The organism is Cohnella ginsengisoli (genome assembly GCF_029525555.1).
GTDB lineage: Bacteria > Bacillota > Bacilli > Paenibacillales > Paenibacillaceae > Cohnella > Cohnella ginsengisoli.
The window spans coordinates 1,429,220-1,447,012 of sequence record NZ_JAPDHZ010000002.1 but is presented as its reverse complement, the minus strand read 5'-3'; the positions used below and the strand labels follow the sequence as shown (position 1 = coordinate 1,447,012).

Sequence of the window (17,793 nt, the reverse complement as noted above, 5' to 3'; positions counted from 1 at the left end):
CAATGGCTAATCAGAAAATCATTGTCGTCGGCGGCGGACTTGCGGGTCTGATGGCGACGGTCAAGGCGGCGGAAGCCGGCATGCGGGTCGATCTGTTCTCGCTCGTGCCGGTCAAGCGGTCCCACTCCGTATGCGCCCAGGGCGGCATCAACGGAGCGGTTAACACGAAGGGCGAAGGCGACTCCCCTTGGGAGCACTTTGACGATACGGTATACGGCGGCGACTTCCTGGCGAACCAGCCGCCGGTCAAGGCCATGTGCGAAGCGGCGCCGGGCATCATCCACCTCATGGACCGGATGGGCGTTATGTTCAGCCGTACGCCGGAGGGCTTGCTCGACTTCCGCCGGTTCGGCGGCACGCAGTACCACCGTACGGCGTTCGCGGGCGCGACGACCGGCCAGCAGCTGCTGTACGCGCTGGACGAGCAGGTCCGCCGCTGGGAAGTCGCGGGCCTTGTCCAGAAGTTCGAGCACTGGGAATTCACGTCCGTCGTCGTCGACGACGACGGCGTCTGCCGCGGCATCGCCGCGCAGGACCTGCGCTCGATGGATACGGTCACGTTCCGCGGAGACGCGGTCATCCTTGCGACGGGCGGCCCGGGCATCATTTTCGGCAAGACGACCAACTCGGTCATCAATACCGGCACGGCGGCTAGCGCGGTGTACCAGCAGGGCGTTCACTACGCCAACGGCGAGTTCATCCAGATTCACCCGACGGCTATTCCGGGCGACGACAAGAACCGCCTCATGAGCGAATCCGCTCGCGGCGAAGGCGGACGTATCTGGACGTACAAAGACGGCAAGCCTTGGTACTTCCTTGAGGAAAAGTATCCGGCTTACGGCAACCTTGTTCCCCGCGATATCGCGACGCGCGAGATCTTCGCGGTGTGCGTCGACGAGAAGCTCGGCATCGACGGCGAGAATAAGGTATTCCTCGACCTGTCGCACAAGGATCCGAAGGAGCTCGACGTCAAGCTCGGCGGCATCATCGAGATCTACGAGAAGTTCACGGGCGACGATCCGCGCAAGATCCCGATGAAGATCTTCCCGGCGGTTCACTACTCGATGGGCGGACTGTGGGTCGACTACAACCAGATGACGAACATTCCCGGCTTGTTCGCCTGCGGCGAAGTCGACTATCAATACCACGGCGCGAACCGTTTGGGCGCGAACTCGCTCCTGTCCGCCATCTTCGGCGGCATGGTGACCGGACCGAAGGCCGTCGAGTATATCAAGGGCCTCAAAAAGTCCGCGGACGACGTCGCCGAGTCCGTCTTCGAGCGCGAGCGTTCGAAGCAGGCGAATAAGTACGAGTCCATCCTCAAGATGGACGGCAGCGAAAACGCCTATGTGATTCATAAGGAACTGGGCGAATGGATGACGAACAACATGACCGTCGTTCGCTTCAATGACCGCCTGGAGCAAACGATCGGCAAGATCAAAGAGCTCAAGCAGCGTTACACGAAAATCAACATCAACGATACGGCCCGCTGGAACAATGCCGGCGTCGCCTTCACGCGCCAGCTGTGGAACATGCTGGAGCTGGCAGAAGCGATGACGGTAGGCGCCCTGCTGCGCAACGAGAGCCGCGGCGCGCACTACAAGCCCGAGTTCCCGGAACGCAACGACGAGGAGTTCCTGAAGACGACCAAGGCGACCTGGACGTCCGAGGGCCCGCAGATCTCTTACGAGGACGTCGACACGTCCCTGATCAAACCGCGGGTTCGCGATTACTCCTCGAACAAGAAGAAGGAGGGCTAACCGATGGCAGATACTGCTACCGCGACCGCCAAGCGCACCGTCAAATTCATCATCAAGCGTCAGGAAAAGCCGGACGCCGCCCCCTATACGGAAGAATTCGAGATTCCGTACCGTCCGAACATGAACGTCATCAGCGCGCTGATGGAGATTCAGCGGAATCCCGTCAAGGCGGACGGCGCCAAGACGACGCCGGTCGTCTGGGAGTCGAATTGCCTCGAGGAAGTGTGCGGCGCCTGCTCCATGGTCATCAACGGCAAGCCGCGCCAAGCCTGCTCCGCGCTGATCGACAAGCTCGAGCAGCCGGTTCGCGTTGAGCCGATGTCCACGTTCCCTGTCGTTCGCGACCTGGTCATCAACCGCGAGCGCATGTTCAACGCGCTCAAGAAAGTCAAGGCTTGGATTCCGATCGACGGCACGTACGATCTCGGACCGGGCCCTCGCATGGCCGAGACTAAGCGTCAATGGGCGTACGAACTGTCCAAGTGCATGACTTGCGGCGTTTGCCTCGAGGCTTGCCCGAACGTCAACGACCGTTCTAGCTTCATCGGCCCCGCGCCGATCTCGCAGGTCCGCCTGTTCAACGCTCACCCGACGGGCGAGATGAACGCGCACGAGCGTCTTGAGGCGCTCATGGAAGACGAGAGTGGCATCGAAGGCTGCGGCAACTCGCAGAACTGCGTGCGTTCCTGCCCGAAGGGCATTCCGCTTACGACGTCGATCGCGGCGATCAACCGCGACACGACCAAGCATATGTTCAAGCGCTGGCTGAGCTTCTAATCGCCGCGCCAGCCTGCCCGGCTACGACCGACTCGAAGTCGGCCGCAGCCGGGCTTTTACTTTATTCTTCGCCTTTGCAATAATCGCTTAAAACGCTTTCAAGATGATACGGACATGTTGTGGGGCATTTACCCGGACAACGTCCGGTTACAGGGATAATTCTCCTGTGCGAACGGCATACTGAACATCATGTGCGCTTTTGTTGACGAACGTTCTCATTTTGAGATCATAACGATAGGAAATCCTTATTTTAATGTCGCAAACAAATGCTTTATAATCATGGAGGATAAGCGATACCGCTATGTTCGATAATCAACTTTTATAGAAGACCGAGGGATCACACAAATGGCGAATGGCGAGCAAGACCATCAGAACCCATGGGCAAAGTATTACGGCCCGAACCTTGGCTACATCGAAGAGCAATACGAAATGTATCTACGCGATCCGGAGTCGGTCGCGCAGGAATACCGCGAACAATTCAAAGCGTGGGGCGAGCCGCCGCGCTCGGTCCGGAGCCCAGCCGCTTCGACGCCGGGTGCGGCTGTCGCCGTGGATACGCGTCAGCTTCGCAACGCGGTCTTAGCGGGCAAGCTCGTCTGGAATGTCCGCGCCTATGGGCATCTGGTCGCGGACATCGATCCGCTGGACATCGGCCCCGTCGCTTCGGCGAAGGTGCTGGAGCCCGAGACTTACGGCCTGACTTACGCGGACCTCGCTGCATTGCCGGCGGACCTCGTCTGGGAAGGCGCGCCTGCCGGCGTGTCGAACGGCGCCGAGGCGATCGCCAAGCTCAAGGAAGTATACGGCGGCACGATCGCCTACGAATTCAGCCATATTTCCGACGAAGAAGAGCGTCAATGGCTGAACAACTTTGCAGAGCAGCGGGTGCCCGCTCAGCAATTGAGCGCAGCGGAACGCGCCAACCTGCTCAAGCGTCTGCTTGAAGCCGAACTTTTCGAGGACTTCCTGCAGAAGACATTCATCGGTGTCAAGCGTTTTTCCGTCGAGGGCAACGATGCGCTGATCGCATTGGTCGACCGGATGGTGCAGGACCTGGCCGGCGAAGGCGTCAGCGATATCGCGATCGGCATGGCGCACCGCGGCCGTCTGAACGTGCTCGCGCACATTTTGCAAAAGCCGTTGACGAAGATTTTTGCCGAGTTCCAGCACTCCGCATCGAGCGGCAAGAAGTCTCCGACCGAGGGGACCTTCACGTTCGAGGCTGGCGGCACCGGCGATGTGAAGTACCACCTGGGCGCACGCCATGTTATGAAAAACGCCCTGGGCGGCGAGACGCGCGTCGTTCTAGCGAACAACCCGAGTCATCTCGAGTACGTCAATCCCGTCGTGCAGGGCTTTGCGCGCGCCGCTCAGGACGATCGTACGCAGCGTGGTTACCCGAATCATAAAATGGACGTCGCGGCTTCTATCGTCATGCATGGGGATGCTGCGTTCCCTGGCGAAGGCATCGTCACCGAGACGATGAATCTGAGCACGCTCCGCGCCTATTGCATCGGCGGTACGATTCATATCATCGTCAACAACAAGATCGGCTTTACGACCGACAGCGTCGATTCCCGGTCGACCCAATACTCGAGCGATCCGGCCAAGGGCTTCGAGATTCCGATCGTTCACGTCAATGCCGACGACCCTGAAGCCGTGATCGCGGTCGCCCGCATGGCGGTCGCATATCGCCAGCGCTTCAAGAAGGACTTCCTGATTGACCTGATCGGCTTCCGCCGCCACGGCCACAACGAGACGCTCGATCCCGAGCCGACGCAGCCGACCGTCTACAAAAAGGTCAAGGCGCATCCCGGCGTCAGCCGTGTTTACGCAGACCGTCTCGTCAAAGAAGGCAAGCTGACCGAAGCGCAGTTCGAGGAAGCGAAAAATGGCGTTCTCGCGGTCTTCAAGGCGGCATATGAGGAAATGAAGAGCCTCGAAGATCACCACGAGGGTCCTCAGTCCCATGCGGTTCAGCAGAATACCACTGTCGCGGTGGCGCCCACGAACGTTCCAGTGGCGAAGCTGCGCGAGCTAAATGCCGAACTGCTCAAGTGGCCTGAAGGCTTCAAGCTGTATCCCAAGCTTCAAAAAATTCTCGAGCGCCGCGCCGGCGCCTTTAACGACGGGGAGAAAATCGATTGGAGCCATGCCGAAACACTGGCATTCGCCTCGATCCTCGCCGACGGCCGCGCCATCCGGATGACCGGACAGGACGCTGAGACCGCGACGTTTGCCCAGCGCAACCTGGTGCTGCATGATGTCGAGACGGGCGATACGTTTTGCCCCATGCACACGCTGCCGCAAGCGAAGGCTTCTTTCGCCCTGCACAACAGCCCGCTGTCCGAGTCCGCCGTGCTTGGCTTCGAATACGGCTACAACGTGTATTCGCCCGAGACGATGGTGCTATGGGAAGCGCAATTCGGCGACTTCGCCAACGTAGCCCAGGTGCTGATCGACCAGTTCATCTCTTCGGGCCGGGCCAAGTGGTCCGAGCGTTCGAGCCTGGTCATGCTGCTGCCGCATAGCTACGAAGGACAGGGGCCTGAGCACTCCAGCGCCCGTCTCGAACGCTTCCTCCAGTTGTCCGCCGAAGACAACTGGACGGTAGCGAACCTGTCCAGCGCCGCGCAGTATTTCCATCTGCTGCGCCGTCAGGCGTCGATTACCGGTACGGACGAAGCCAAACCGCTCGTGATCATGACGCCGAAGAGCTTGCTTCGCAATCCGAGAGCCGCTTCGCCGGCCGCCGAACTCGGCGAGGGCGGATTCAAGACGATCCTCGAGCAAGCGGGCCTCGGCGCGAAGCCGGACCGCGTCGAACGTATCGTTCTTTGCTCGGGCAAGGTCGCCATCGACCTCGAGGACGCGCTGTCCAAGGACAAAGACAGCAACAAGGATTGGCTGCATATCGTCCGCGTGGAGCAGCTTTATCCGTTCCCGGCCGAGGAGATCAAGAAGGTGTTCGCTCGCTTCCCGAAACTCACGGAAGTCGTCTGGACGCAAGAAGAGCCTCGCAATATGGGTGCCTGGACCTACATGGAGTCCCGCATCCGCGAGATCGCGCCGTCCGGCGCGGAAGTCAAGTATATCGGCCGTCCGGACCGTGCGAGCCCCGCTACCGGGTTCGCGGACGTACATGCGGATGAGCAGAATTATATCGTGACGCAATCTTTGAAGCAGAGTCCGACGTTGACTCACAACCTGGGGAGGTAAGCCGCAGTGGCAGATATTCTAGTACCGGCAATGGGCGAATCGATTACGGAAGGCACCATCTCGCGATGGGCCGTCAAAGCAGGCGACAATGTAAATAACGGCGATCTGCTGCTCGAACTCGAGACCGACAAAGTAAACTTGGAAATCAGCGCCGAACAAGCGGGCGTCGTTACCGAGCTGCTGTTCGGCGAAGGCGATACCGTGCAGATCGGCCAAGTCATCGGCCGTATCGCCGAAGGCGAGGGCGGTGCCGCGGCTCCTGCAGCCGCGCCTGCTCCCGCCGCAGCTCCTGCTCCCGCCGCAGCTCCGGCTCCTGCCGCTGCTGCGCATGCTGCTCCTGCCGCAGCTCCGGCTGCTCCTGCAGCCGTGCCGTCCGCCGGGCAACCGTCCGCGACGCCTGCAGCCCGCAAGCTTGCCCGAGAGCAAGGCATCGATCTGAGCCAGACGCCTGCTCGCGATCCCCCTCGGCCGTATTTATCCCGAGGACGTCCGGGCAGCGGGCGCCCAGCCTGCAGCATCCGCGCCTGTCGCCCCGGCGGCACCGGCTGCGAAGGCTCCGTCCGCGCCTGCTTTCCAATCGGCCAAGCCGTACGAGCGCAAGAAGATGTCCCGCCGCCGCCAGACGATCGCCACTCGCCTCGTCGAAGCCCAGCACACGGCTGCGATGCTCACGACCTTCAACGAAGTCGACATGAGCGCGATCCTCGACGTTCGTAAGCGCCGCAAGGACGCGTTCAAGGAAAAGAACGAAGTCAATCTCGGCTTCATGTCCTTCTTCACCAAGGCAGTTGTAGGCGCGTTGAAGCAATATCCGCTGCTGAACGCGGAGATTGACGGCGAAGATATCATCGCCAAGCAATTTTACGATATTGGCATTGCCGTATCCGCGAAGGAAGGCCTCGTCGTACCCGTCGTTCGCGACGCCGACCGCCTGAGCTTCGCCGAGATCGAGCGCTCCATCGCAGATCTGGCCGTCAAGGCGCGCAATAACGCGCTTGCGCTGTCCGACCTGCAAGGCGGCACGTTCACGATCACGAACGGCGGCGTATTCGGCTCGCTGCTCTCCACGCCGATCCTGAACGCGCCGCAAGTCGGCATTCTGGGCATGCACAAGATCCAGCACCGTCCGATCGCGGTCAACAACAACACCGAGGTCGCGATTCGTCCGATGATGTATATCGCGCTCTCCTACGACCACCGCATCGTCGACGGCGCCGAAGCTGTCCGCTTCCTGGTCGCCGTAAAGGAAATGCTCGAAGATCCGGAAACGCTGCTGCTGCAAGGCTGATCGGTTTATCGTTCTTAGCCCCGCTTAATTGGCGGGGCTTTTTTGCTTTTAAAGCGAGAGTTCCCGCTCCTGCAGCTGAGTTTCTGCGTACGACGCACCAGTTTTCAGCCATTTGAACGGTATCCCCTTCAGACAGGGAATGTGGGCAAAAAAGTCCGGAGAAACGGTTTTTTCATTGCAATGCATGTTTAAATGCTTACAAGGTTTTACGGAAGTTAATCGCGGCGTGAGCGTTTGGATGAAGCTTGTATGGGCCTTTATGGGGGAGGTTTTCAAGGATTTTAGTGGCTTGCCTGATAACCTTCAGTTGATTTCCTGAACGAAGGGGATAGCGTGCTAATGCGTTGAGGTACAAATGTTCCTGTTCGAAGGGGATATCGTATCAATGTGTTAAAGTTCGCTTGTTCCTGTTCGAAGGGGATATCGTTAAAACGCGCCGAACCGCAGTCTATGCAGCAACCATTAACCTGCAAATACCGCAAAAAAGAACGCTCGCGATCGCGAGCGTTCTATTACGACTTTTATTTAAGCTTTAGTCGCGCCATTTGCGGCAGCTTCGAGATAGGCTTCCAGGGTGACGCCTTGCTTCATGATTTGTTTGGCCGCGTCCTTGCCTACGTAACGCACGTGCCACGGTTCGTACGAATAACCCGTCACGTCCTCTTCGCCTTTGAGGAAACGGATGATGAAGCCGTATTCTGCGCAGTGCGCAGCCAGCCATTTGCCTTCTTTGGTGTCTCCGAATTTGGGTTCGAGCTCGTAGTTGGCGCTCGCGCTGGAGACATCCATCGCGAGGCCGGTTTGATGCTCGCTCTGTCCGGGTCTTGCGCTCGTCCGGTTCGCGACTTCTTCGCCTTTCAAGTCCGCGTTGCGGCTGAAGATCGATTTTTGCGTCGCATAGGAGCGGTAGCCGGAGACCGCTTTTAGCGTAATCCCGTCTTTTTTTGGCGCCTGCGAACAGCTTTTCCAGCGCTCCCGCCGCGGTCTTCCTCATTTTTTGCTTGGGCGAATCGCCGGAAAACGAAAATTCGACATCCGGCTTGACGAGATCGTCCGGCGCATAAGTGGAAGAAAGCTCCCGCTTCTTATTGACCAGAACGAGCATGCTGTCGGAGTTCGTCACGGTCGCTACGCCATTTTTGCCCACCTCGATCGTCTTGTCCGGCGCATTAAGCTGAAGCAGCGCGTTCAAGCTGTCCGAACCGGCGCTATCATTCGACTCATCGGAGGGATCCGAGGGTTTGCCGGACGATTCGGGCATTGCCGTTGAAGAACCGTCGGGGTCGGCGTCCTTCGACGGCGATGGAGAATCCGTAGACGGCGTAGCCGTGCCCGTGGGTTCCGCGCTTGGCGTCGCTTCGTTCGTGCTCGTATCTACGGAACTGTCCGAAGGCGCGGCTGAAGCCGATGCGGTCTCCGTGACGGCCGGCGGCGCGGCGCTTTGCTGCTTGTCCGTTCCAATGATATCGTCCGCTTTCCATATAACGACCGCGACGACTGCGCCCGCGATCAGCCATCTTCCTATTTTCATTTCTATATCCCTCCCGATTCTACTGAATTAGACGTTCATAGAACTAGAATTGTTTCGACAAACTCCGCAAAAAGGGGCAAATGAAATCGGCTGCAGCAAAAATCTTCCCAAAAGCATGGGAACAAATGTTCTTTTTCTGGTTGTATAATGGGAAAGTCAGGCTCCTACATTGATGAGAAGGAAATACGCTGCGGTTAAAGGAGGATGGAAATGGGCGACGAGTTGACCTTGTTCGCGGAATTCAGACAGCGGCTGACGCGAGCCGCCTGGCGCATGCAATATCGCAATCGATCCCGAATGAACCGGGAACTCGCGATCGCCGCGGCCGAGCGAACCGATATGGGAGAGCCTGCGGATCAGGCGATTTCCATGCTTTTCGTGCAGGAGGTGCTTTTAGCGATACCATCGTATCCAAGCAGAACCGTCATGCAGAAGCTGATCGTCGACGGGAAAACAGAACGCGAAATATCGCGCGAACTGGGAATCACGCAACAGGCGGTGAACAAATGCAAACAGCGAGCGGTCGCGGCGCTCCGCCGTCAAATGAGCAGCTCCGCCAACTAGTACAGGCCGCCGGGGACGGGGACCAAGCCGCCAAGCTGCGAATTATCGACTTTTTCGAAAAAGAGATCGACGATCTATCGCGCTTCATGCGCATGCCGCGGGATGAAGCGAAGCAGGCGCTGAGGCTCGAACTGCTTGAGCTGATTCGGCTCAAAGCCGAGGAGATGGCGGCTGGCGGGCGGTTGACGGCTGGCGTTCGATGCGCGGAGCCCCAAACTGCTTACGCCGCCGCAAATCATGATTAGGAGGAGAAGGATTGGCGATGGAATATCGGAAATTTATGCGCGGCAGCGTACCGGCGTATCCGAAGGGGACCAGGTTCCCAGAACGTCTTGCGCTAAGGAGCGGGGACGATGAAACCGACTTGTCGTGGCTACAGCATACGGCTTCGGGCGCAGTCGTGTTCGTGATGAGCGCGGGCTGCGAGGCTTGCGATTTGGATGCGGCGGTTGGATTCATGGAGGAGCGTCCCGAACTGGACTATCTGCTGTTCGCGGAGGCGAGCGAAGCCGAATACGAATTGCTCGCCAAGGAACTTGTTCCGTTCCCGTGCCGCGTCGAGCGATGCGAGATCGCGGTTGTCGCCGAACGAACGCCGATCAAGGTCATCCCTTTTATGATCGTGCTGGATCGCGATGGCTTCGCAGTGGGATCGGGCTTGTTCAATACGACGCTGGACGCAGTCGCCCATGCCCGCTGGCTGGGCGCGAACGGCAAAGCCGTCGAAGCAGCGGGCGGATGAGCAAGATCGCGCGAATCGCGCGGGACGCTCTGGCGTCAACCTGGCGGATCTATCGTTTCGACAAAACGGGCGTGCTGCTCTCGGTATCCGTGCTGACGGGCAACGCGCTGCAGTCCTACGGGACGCTCGCCTTCACGGCGCAAACGGTCAATGCCGCGGTCGGTGGCGATGCCGCGGCCTTCATTCCGCCGCTCGTCGCGCTCGCGGGCCTTCAGTTGCTCGGAGCGGGACTCAACGCCTTTTCCTCGTACCGAACGTCCCGGATGCAGCTGGCCTACGCGAACGCCTGCGAATTGCAGCTGATCGAAGAGAACGGCGCGCTCGCTCTGGCGGAGCAGGAGCATCCGCAGTATGAGGAGCGGCTTGCCCTGCGGCGGTTCGCGGTTACCAAGCCGTTCGAGATGTACGCGCAGGTCGCTCAACTGCTGACGAAGCTGGCGACGGCGATCCTCGGATTCCGTTACCTGTCTGGCGTGCACCCCGGCATCGGCGCGCTAGCCATCGCGGTAGGCTGCCTGAAGGGCGGTCTACACCTGATGCTCGTGAAGCGCAAAACGTTGCTGAACGCTGAACTTCATCGCGCGTCGGTTCGTCCCTCGTATCTTTACGGACTGCTGACCGGGTCGTCCTCGCAGAAGGAATTGACGGTGTACCGCTCGCGGCCGTATTTCAAAGCCCGTTGGCTGTCCGCCAAGCGCTACTCGGACGGGATTCTGTCCAGCATCCAACGGATGCAGCTGTCGGCGGGCTTCGGGGGAGAGGCGATATCCGCCGCGGGCTATGCGGCCGCCGCCTGCGTCGCGGCTTGGACCGTCCGCGAACGCGGGCTGGGAGCAGGCGACTTCATGGCCGTCACGATGGCCATGAGCCTCATCTCTTCAAACTTGTCGTCCGTCTTGCAGAGCTGGGCGGGAGTCGCAGAGACGCACGCTTACCTCTTCGGAGCCACAGAGCCGGATATACCCTCGAGGCGTTTCAAGGAACGCTTGAATGAAAATCATGCGTTGGAAGCAGGCTTGCCTAGCTGCGCGGTGCCGCAAAGGGGTATTGGCTTAGACGGCGGGGGGAAAGCCGTTTGTCTTCGCCAAGGCGATCTCCCTTCCCGCGCTGCGGTACACCTATCCGAATAGAGATACGCCGGCGCTTGAGATCGGGGAGCGGCAAATCAGCCGGGGGGAAAAGATCGCGATCTTGGGCGGCAACGGCTCGGGAAAGTCTACTTTGCTCAAGGTCGTGCTCGGCCTGTACGTACTCGATGGCGAACCCGTCCGCTATGATGGCGTTCCTGTCAGCGCAATCGACAGAAACAGCATGTTTGCCCGGGTTCAGGTGCTCTTTCAAGATTTCGTCCGTTATCAAGGTACGGTGCGGGAGAACATGGCAGCAGGCCATAGCGCTGCGCTTAAAGATGACGCCAGACTGCGCAGCGCGCTGAAGGCGTCGGGCCTCGGCGAGCTGGCGGACGGACGCGGTCCGGATACGCCGCTCGGCCAGATGGACGCAAGCTCGATTTATTTGTCGGGCGGTCAGTGGCAGAAGCTGGCCTTGTCGAGGCTGTTCCTGCATTCGGACGCAGACCTCGTTGTGCTGGACGAGCCTACGTCTGCGCTGGATCCGATGAGCGAGTCCGCCGCGATGGATAGCATCTGGAGGTTGTTCGCGGACAAGACCGTATTGCTCGTCACGCATCGCGTCGCGCTGGCCGGACGGGCGGACCGGATATGGGTGATGGAAGAAGGACGCATCGTAGAAGAGGGCAATCATGAGTCGCTGCTGGCGCTCGGCGGGCGATACGCCCGCGTCTGGTCGGAGCAGCAGGCGCTGCACGATCGAAAAATTTCATTAAGGAGCGAACCCCGATGAGTTTGAGATTAAAATCTGGCGGACGAACGCCGATCGTCCCGCGGCCCGGCTCGGCGATTCCCGAACTAAGGCGGGCGGGCGCGCCGGGACCGAACGGAGAGCCGCGGTTACTGGTATTCGCGTCGCTTCACTGCGCCGATTGCATCGAGCTGCTTCCGCATCTGGCCAATACGAGCGCGAGCCTTCCGGAATATCGGCTTCTGCTGTTGGTCGCGGGAGATCCGCGCGACGTTCGCGAGATGTCGGACTACTTCGAATGGACGTTCCCGGTATTCCCCGTGAACGCTCGGGATATGCACGACATACTCGGCGTACGGACTTATCCGCTGGCCATTTTCGAGCTCGGCGACGGGAAGGTCGCGCGAGCCGCCGCCGTCCACGACGACCGCGAGATCAGGCGGTTGGCCGAAGGATTGCTTTTGAAAGGAGGTGATAAACATGGCTTGCACATGCCCGACGAACTACATCCTTGACGGCGAAATTCCGCAGTACACGTATTGCGTCGCCAAAACCTGCTCCGCAAACGGCACGACGTATCCGAAGGAATACTGGATTAACAAGACGATCCAATGCACGAACACGGTCGTGCCTTACGACGTTTCGTACGTGAATTGCGATCAGCAAGGCGGATGCTGCGTTTAACGACGCGCGGGGAGCCGGGCGAAATGCCCGGCTTCTTGCTTTTTTACCTGCCATCGTAGCCGAGAGGGGAATTCGTGCGATGAACTGGGAATTTGAAGCCGCTTGGTTGTGCGATTATGCGCTGGCCGTCGTGTTTGCCGCTTCGGCAGGCGGCAAGGCCCAAGCCATGACCGATCTGCGCATGGAGATTCGCGCATACGGGCCAGTGCCGGTACGACTCGAGCCGGCGGCCGCTTGGACGGTGCTCGCTATGGAGTGGGCGCTTGCGGCTGCCTTCGCTGCAGGCGGTACGCTGGAGGGCGTCAAGGAGCCGGCGGCGATCGCCGTGCTGCTGGGCATGACCGGGTTAAGCTGGCGCCGTCGACGGGATGGAGGCGGGAGAAACAGGGCGGACGGGACAGGTAGCTGCGGATGCTTCGGCGCGAATCATCCGTTAAGCCGACGTCCGCTCCTGCGCAACGCAGTATTCATCGCGGTCGCGGCAGCCGGTTGGATCGCCGAACGGCCGGCGCCGTCCGGCACGGGATTTGCGGCGTTTGCGCTCGCGGTCGCTTCCGCGGTCTGGCTGCTCGAGGCGCGCAAGATGCAAAAGGAAACAGGCGAATGGAGGGCGGGCGATGGGCAGGTTACCGAATGAAGCGATCGCGATTTTGGCCGGCGTGATCGCCGCTTTGGCATGGTTGTCGTACCGCCGGTCCGCGAAGGCGAGATATAGCTTGCTGCGCGAACTGTTCGTCCGTACGGCCGCCGTCGCGGGCTTCGAGCCCGAAGCCGTGCTCGTCGTGCAGCCCCAGGCCGGTGCCGATTCGGAATTCGCGGGGCAGATTCAAGGCACGCCGCGAAGCTGGCATGTCGTTCTGGCCGGCCCTGCATGGCTGGCGGCGATGAAGAGCGCCGCATGGCGCAGGCCGGTGAGCGGGATGGAAATTTTGCCGTTCGGGAAGGGAGCGCTGAGGGAGCGTTCTTATCTCGTGATTCGAAGAGGTCGTCGCTTTGAGCTTGTACACGAGCTGCTTCCCTATTTGAAGAGGCTGGGAGCGCCCTGGCCTGAGGTCGGGGGGCGAATCCCCTTCCCCAGCCGCTGATGCCGCAGCGAACCGACTGCTACAATGAAGCAAATGGTTCGGAAAGCGAGGTCGCTTCTTTATGAAATCCAATTCGATAAAATCCAATCCGCGCGCAAGCGCTTATGGGGCCTGGAAGCTGCAGCTCGGTCTGCTGCCGCTCGGCGTGACGGCCTTTGTCCTGACGTTGACGGGAATTACGCTCGGCCTGAGCCTGGCGATCGTCGGCATCGGCATTCCCATTTTGGCAGGTACGTTAGCCTGGAGCGCAGCGCGCATGAAGCGCGAGCAAAGCCGCTGGATTGCCTGGCAAGCGGGCGGCCAAGCGAAAGACGAGCCGTATGCCGCGCATCAGCTTCCGGAAGGCGAAGCGGCCGGCTCGGCCCGCGCTTCCTGGAAATCCTGGTTCCGCTCGCTGGGCAACCCGCTCGGCTATCGCGCAGCCGCGCATCAACTGCTCGGGTTCCCGATCCGCATCGCGCTGTTCGTCGTCTCGCTGACGGTGCCGCTGTCCGTCTTCGCGGTCATGCTGGCCCCCGCCGTTTACAAAGTGAGCGATTATTTATACGGCTACGTCCTGTACGACGACGCGACGATGCGAATGCTGCTCCCGCCGCTGTCGCCGTTCGAACGATCGCTCGTCGTCTCCGGGATCGGCGTCGTCCTGATGCTGTTCGTCCCGGCGCTGATTCGGGCCTGCGGGCGTATTTACGCGGCTTGGCTCGACTTCTTTGCAGGGCAGCCCGAGCTCGCGCCTCCCACGGCCATGAGCCAGCCGGTTCAATCGCCTGCCATGCCCGTCGCCGAAGCGGCAGGGGATTGGCTGGCCCGCGCCGAAGCGGCGATCAGCCGCTACGACGAAGACGCGCGTCATGCCCAGTCGCCGCAGGCGCACTAACTTTCAGCCCAAAAGGAAGAGCAGCCCCGCCGATGATCTCGGCGTCGGAGCTGCTCTTTTTTGATGCGGTGATGATCCTACATCCATTTTTCTCCCCAGTTCTGGATAGACTCGATGACGTCCTCCAGATCCCGGCCTTTGTCCGTCAGTTCATATTCGATGCGCACCGGCATCTCCGGGTATACGGTACGCTTGACGAGTCCGCTCGATTCAAGCTCTTTCATGCGATCCGTGAGCATCTTGTCGCTCATATCCGGAATCTGCTCCTTCATGTCCTTGAAGCGCTTCGGACCGCCCATCAGCACGCGAACGATGAGGCCCGTCCATTTCTTGCCGAGCAATTCGGCAGCATGCTCGTATTTAGGGCACATTCTGGAGTAGTCCATGCGGCTCACCCCTTTCGTCCCTTTATTTTAACATAACGAGCTCTAAATGAATAGAAGAAACATTATAAATGTATATTACTAAATAAAAGTTAGTTTAGGCGGTTAAGCGGATTTTCGCGATTAAATGCGGATCAAAACGAGACCTCCAAGCAAGCAGGCCAAAGCCGCATATTGGGGGAACGACAGCTTTTCGCGATAAACGGCGAGCGAGAGTATGACGACCACCAGACTATTGGCGGCAAAAATAGGCGCGACGAGATGCGCCGGTCCGCGAGCCAGCGCGACGGCATAAAGCTGCAAGCCGCCATAGGAAAACGCGCCGGCGGCGAGCCCCCACCGGAAGCCGATGCCGGCGGCACTGGACCGAGCTGCTAAGTCGGCGCTCGCTCGCGGATCGGGGACATCACGGCCGTTCCTGTTGGAAAGCCAGTCGGCAGACACGAACCACAGCAAAGACAGCAAATAGCCGGCCCACAGCACGTTGGCGCTGTCCAGTCCGATGCGGTCCGTCACTTTCAAGCCGCCGTTGCGCAGCACGAACAGGCCCATCGCGGCCAGGGCGAGCGGGTACCAGCTGCGACCAGCGGTCCGCCGCGCTGCGGGGCGGGCGCCTGTCGTCTTCCCGCGCCCGCTCCGCAGCGACAACAGCGCGATGCCCGCCAGCAGCCACAGCGCGCCGACGAGGCCCGTGGCGTGCGGCGTCTCGCCGAACCAGACGATGCCTGCGGCCATGACGATCACGATATTCGCGTTCGTGAGCGGAGAGACGAGGCTGGCCGGCCCGCGAGCAAGCGCGCGCATGAACAGCAGGTTGCCCCAGGCGGAGCCCAGGCCGATGACCGCACCGGCGGTCCAGATGCGCCAATCGAGCGGCTGCCAGGCGCGCGCGAGCAGCGCCTGGATCCAGAAGCCCGCGGTGCCCGAAGCGTACAGGCCGATTAAAAGCGAAGACAGCGCGCCGCCGCGCATCTGGCTTACCTTCATGAAGAAGCCGGCCAGACCGAAGGCGAGCGCGCTGAGGACGGCGACGGCAAACCAATGCAAGCGGCGTGCTCCTCCCTGCGGCTAGCGCGATCCGAAAACGAAATCGTCTTTGTAACACAATTGCAATATGGCTGTTACCGGCGTGTCTTGGACGTCGGTTACAATAACGACCAAGACCCCCCTTTTTCATATCTTTGAAGGCCCGCCAGCGGTGGCGGGCCTCTTTTTTTTGTACGCGCAGCGTCCGAAAACCGGAGGGAAGCGCCCACTTTTAAACCATTACAGCGGCACGACGACTTTTTGCTTCTGTCGGAAATAAACCCAGCGTGTAAAGCCGATTTCCTTAAGACGGCTGCGAACCTGCTCCCAATCGTCGCCGACCCGATCCGGGATATGGGCGTCCGAGCCGAACGTCACGTCCGCGCCGAAGTGCAGCGCCCGCTCGAGGATAGCGTCCGACGGATACCAGCCGCCGACGTCCTTGGTGCTGCCGCTCGTGTTGATTTCCAGGGCAATATCGTTTGCCGCGACCGCTCCGAGCGCTTCGTCGATATCTGCCTCGGCGCCGCGAATGTCGGAGAATGCCGGGAAGTAGGCCTTCATCGCGTCGATATGGCCGAGCACCTGGAACATGCCGGCGTTCGCGGACTCGGTGATCAGCTTGTAATAGAGCTTCTTCTCGGCCGTATGCTCGGACCTGTCAAGCTGCTTCCACCGGTTACGGTTGAAGATGCTGATGCCGCGGGTCTGATGGACCGATCCGATGAGATAATCGAAAGGATACGGCGCGTAGGCCGCCCGGTAAACCTCGACGCTTTCGGGAAAGTAATCCGATTCGACGCCGAGCAGCACCTCGATCCGATCCTTGTACTTGTCCTTGAGGCGCAGCACCTCCGCCACGTAGTTCGGAAATTCGCTCTTGGCCATGGCTATGCCCGGCTGGTAACGGTCTTCCTCGCGGGCGAAGTACGGGGAATGGTCCGATATCCCGATCGCCGTCATGCCCGCCCGGATCGCGGCTTCGATATAATCCTCGATCACGCCGGATGCGTGGCCGCAGCGCTCGTGATGGGTATGCAAATCGAATTTTTCCATGGATTCCGCCTCCTCAAGATCGGCCTATACCTTTATATTTATCCTTATTCGCTGCCGGTGAATTGATCCTCCGGCATGCCCTTCAAGTCGTTCAGGAATTGCTTCATCGCATGACTGACGTAGCGGCCGGACTTGGTGATGACGCCGACGGGATGGCTGACTTCGAGCTCCTCGACCGCGATCATCTTCAGGGTGCCCCGGCGGAGCTCGCTCGCGATCGACAGCTTGGACACGATGGCCGCGCCGAGATTCAGCTCCACCATCCGCTTGACCTCTTCGCTGCTGCTGAGCACCATGACAGGGTTCGGTTCAATGTGATGCTCCCTGAAAATCCGGTCTACGAACCTGCGGCCAAGCGTATCGGGCGACAGCAGGATCAACGGGACGTCTCTCAGCATGCCGACGGTGACGCGGTTGCGGGATGCGAGCGGGTGGCCCGGCGCGACGACCAGCTCGAACGTATCGTAGTAGAGCACCGAAGTCTCGACATGCGCGCTTCGCTCCGCCAGGTAGCCGATGCCGATATCGACGAAGCCGTTCTCCACGCTGGTCAGCACCTGGGAGGAGGGCATCGTATGGATCGTCGTCTTGATAAGCGGGTATTGGTTCTGAAAGTAAGAAAGAACCCGCGGAAGAATCTGCATCGCGATGGAGGTCGTCGTGCCGAGCACGATATGGCCTTGGGGGTTCTGGTCCAGATCGGACAGCTTCTGCTTCAGCTCTTCGACGATGGATAAGATGCGCTGGGCATGCTCAAGAAATACCTGGCCGCGGTCGGTAAGCGTCACGGGATGATTCCGATCCACCAGGATCGTCTTGAATTCGTCCTCCAGGCTCTTGATCTGGGCGGACACGGCGGGCTGCGTCAGGTTCAGCGCTTCGCCGGCTTTGCGGAAGCTGAGCGTCTTCGAGATCGTCAGCAGCGTCTCCAGCTGGTTGATATTCAATCCTGTCACTCCATCCTATTTGAATAATTTATC

General features: G+C 60.0%; 18 protein-coding genes and 2 pseudogenes. 15 read left to right on the top strand and 5 right to left on the bottom strand.

The genetic code is table 11. The features are described from left to right. The first annotated feature begins 2 nt into the window (after positions 1-2). The 4 genes and pseudogenes from sdhA (at position 3) to odhB (ending at position 7,044) form a co-directional block, all read left to right on the top strand. A complete protein-coding gene (gene sdhA, locus OMP38_RS06995; RefSeq protein ID WP_277539594.1) occupies positions 3-1,760 on the top strand; it encodes a succinate dehydrogenase flavoprotein subunit in 1,758 nt (585 codons plus the stop codon). Between the two features lie 3 nt (positions 1,761-1,763). Beyond that, positions 1,764-2,537, top strand: coding sequence for a succinate dehydrogenase iron-sulfur subunit (gene sdhB / locus OMP38_RS06990; protein ID WP_277564442.1), 774 nt, complete (start codon positions 1,764-1,766; stop codon positions 2,535-2,537). A gap of 345 nt (positions 2,538-2,882) precedes the next feature. Next, positions 2,883-5,756: a 2-oxoglutarate dehydrogenase E1 component gene (locus tag OMP38_RS06985; protein ID WP_277564441.1), complete on the top strand. Its 2,874-nt coding sequence runs from the start codon at positions 2,883-2,885 to the stop codon at positions 5,754-5,756. A 6-nt stretch (positions 5,757-5,762) separates the two neighbouring features. Then, a pseudogene (odhB, locus tag OMP38_RS06980) lies at positions 5,763-7,044 on the top strand (2-oxoglutarate dehydrogenase complex dihydrolipoyllysine-residue succinyltransferase). 525 nt (positions 7,045-7,569) lie between these two features. Here odhB and OMP38_RS06975 read toward each other — a convergent pair. After that, positions 7,570-8,305: pseudogene (locus OMP38_RS06975) on the bottom strand (M15 family metallopeptidase). On the opposite strand from OMP38_RS06975, the gene OMP38_RS06970 reads away from it, so the two are divergent. From OMP38_RS06970 to OMP38_RS06920, 11 genes are all read left to right on the top strand, one after another. After that, entirely contained in the window at positions 8,286-8,606 is a 321-nt protein-coding gene (locus OMP38_RS06970) for a hypothetical protein (RefSeq protein WP_277565244.1), read from the top strand. The pseudogene OMP38_RS06975 and the gene OMP38_RS06970 overlap by 20 nt on opposite strands. A gap of 179 nt (positions 8,607-8,785) precedes the next feature. Continuing rightward, positions 8,786-9,139: a TrfB-related DNA-binding protein gene (locus OMP38_RS06965; protein WP_277564440.1), complete on the top strand. Its 354-nt coding sequence runs from the start codon at positions 8,786-8,788 to the stop codon at positions 9,137-9,139. Beyond that, positions 9,082-9,384 carry a helix-turn-helix domain-containing protein gene (locus tag OMP38_RS06960; protein WP_277564439.1) on the top strand — a complete coding sequence of 101 codons (303 nt, stop codon included), beginning with the start codon at positions 9,082-9,084 and terminating at the stop codon, positions 9,382-9,384. The genes OMP38_RS06965 and OMP38_RS06960 overlap by 58 nt, the downstream gene beginning before the upstream one ends. 17 nt (positions 9,385-9,401) lie before the next feature. Next, the gene (locus OMP38_RS06955) at positions 9,402-9,881 is read left to right on the top strand and encodes a hypothetical protein (protein WP_277564438.1); all 480 of its coding nucleotides are present in this window, start codon (positions 9,402-9,404) and stop codon (positions 9,879-9,881) included. Further along, on the top strand, positions 9,878-11,011 hold the full coding sequence (locus tag OMP38_RS06950) for a hypothetical protein (protein WP_277564437.1): 1,134 nt from the start codon (positions 9,878-9,880) through the stop codon (positions 11,009-11,011). Before OMP38_RS06955 ends, OMP38_RS06950 begins: the two co-directional genes overlap by 4 nt. Then, positions 10,974-11,744, top strand: a complete 771-nt coding sequence (locus OMP38_RS06945; RefSeq protein ID WP_338130481.1) for an ATP-binding cassette domain-containing protein — start codon at positions 10,974-10,976, stop codon at positions 11,742-11,744. The genes OMP38_RS06950 and OMP38_RS06945 overlap by 38 nt, the downstream gene beginning before the upstream one ends. Then, a complete protein-coding gene (locus OMP38_RS06940; protein WP_277564436.1) occupies positions 11,741-12,217 on the top strand; it encodes a TlpA family protein disulfide reductase in 477 nt (158 codons plus the stop codon). Before OMP38_RS06945 ends, OMP38_RS06940 begins: the two co-directional genes overlap by 4 nt. Further along, positions 12,183-12,386 (top strand): hypothetical protein, encoded by a 204-nt coding sequence (locus OMP38_RS06935; RefSeq protein ID WP_277564435.1) that lies wholly within the window; start codon positions 12,183-12,185, stop codon positions 12,384-12,386. The genes OMP38_RS06940 and OMP38_RS06935 overlap by 35 nt, the downstream gene beginning before the upstream one ends. 79 nt (positions 12,387-12,465) lie before the next feature. Beyond that, entirely contained in the window at positions 12,466-13,023 is a 558-nt protein-coding gene (locus OMP38_RS06930) for a MauE/DoxX family redox-associated membrane protein (protein WP_277564434.1), read from the top strand. After that, on the top strand, positions 13,004-13,471 hold the full coding sequence (locus OMP38_RS06925) for a hypothetical protein (protein ID WP_277564433.1): 468 nt from the start codon (positions 13,004-13,006) through the stop codon (positions 13,469-13,471). The genes OMP38_RS06930 and OMP38_RS06925 overlap by 20 nt, the downstream gene beginning before the upstream one ends. A gap of 61 nt (positions 13,472-13,532) precedes the next feature. Next, complete coding sequence (locus tag OMP38_RS06920; protein ID WP_277564432.1) at positions 13,533-14,348, top strand: sensor domain-containing protein; 816 nt, start codon at positions 13,533-13,535, stop codon at positions 14,346-14,348. A gap of 77 nt (positions 14,349-14,425) precedes the next feature. On the opposite strand, the gene OMP38_RS06915 is transcribed toward OMP38_RS06920, so the two are convergent. The 4 genes from OMP38_RS06915 to OMP38_RS06900 all read right to left on the bottom strand — a co-directional run bounded on the left by OMP38_RS06915 (position 14,426) and on the right by OMP38_RS06900 (position 17,760). Continuing rightward, positions 14,426-14,734, bottom strand: coding sequence for a winged helix-turn-helix transcriptional regulator (locus tag OMP38_RS06915; protein WP_090110453.1), 309 nt, complete (start codon positions 14,732-14,734; stop codon positions 14,426-14,428). A 120-nt stretch (positions 14,735-14,854) separates the two neighbouring features. Further along, positions 14,855-15,778 (bottom strand): EamA family transporter, encoded by a 924-nt coding sequence (locus OMP38_RS06910; RefSeq protein WP_277564431.1) that lies wholly within the window; start codon positions 15,776-15,778, stop codon positions 14,855-14,857. A 219-nt stretch (positions 15,779-15,997) separates the two neighbouring features. Then, positions 15,998-16,813, bottom strand: a complete 816-nt coding sequence (locus tag OMP38_RS06905; protein WP_277564430.1) for a histidinol-phosphatase — start codon at positions 16,811-16,813, stop codon at positions 15,998-16,000. A gap of 44 nt (positions 16,814-16,857) precedes the next feature. After that, positions 16,858-17,760: a LysR family transcriptional regulator gene (locus tag OMP38_RS06900; RefSeq protein WP_277564429.1), complete on the bottom strand. Its 903-nt coding sequence runs from the start codon at positions 17,758-17,760 to the stop codon at positions 16,858-16,860. Positions 17,761-17,793 lie beyond the last annotated feature (33 nt).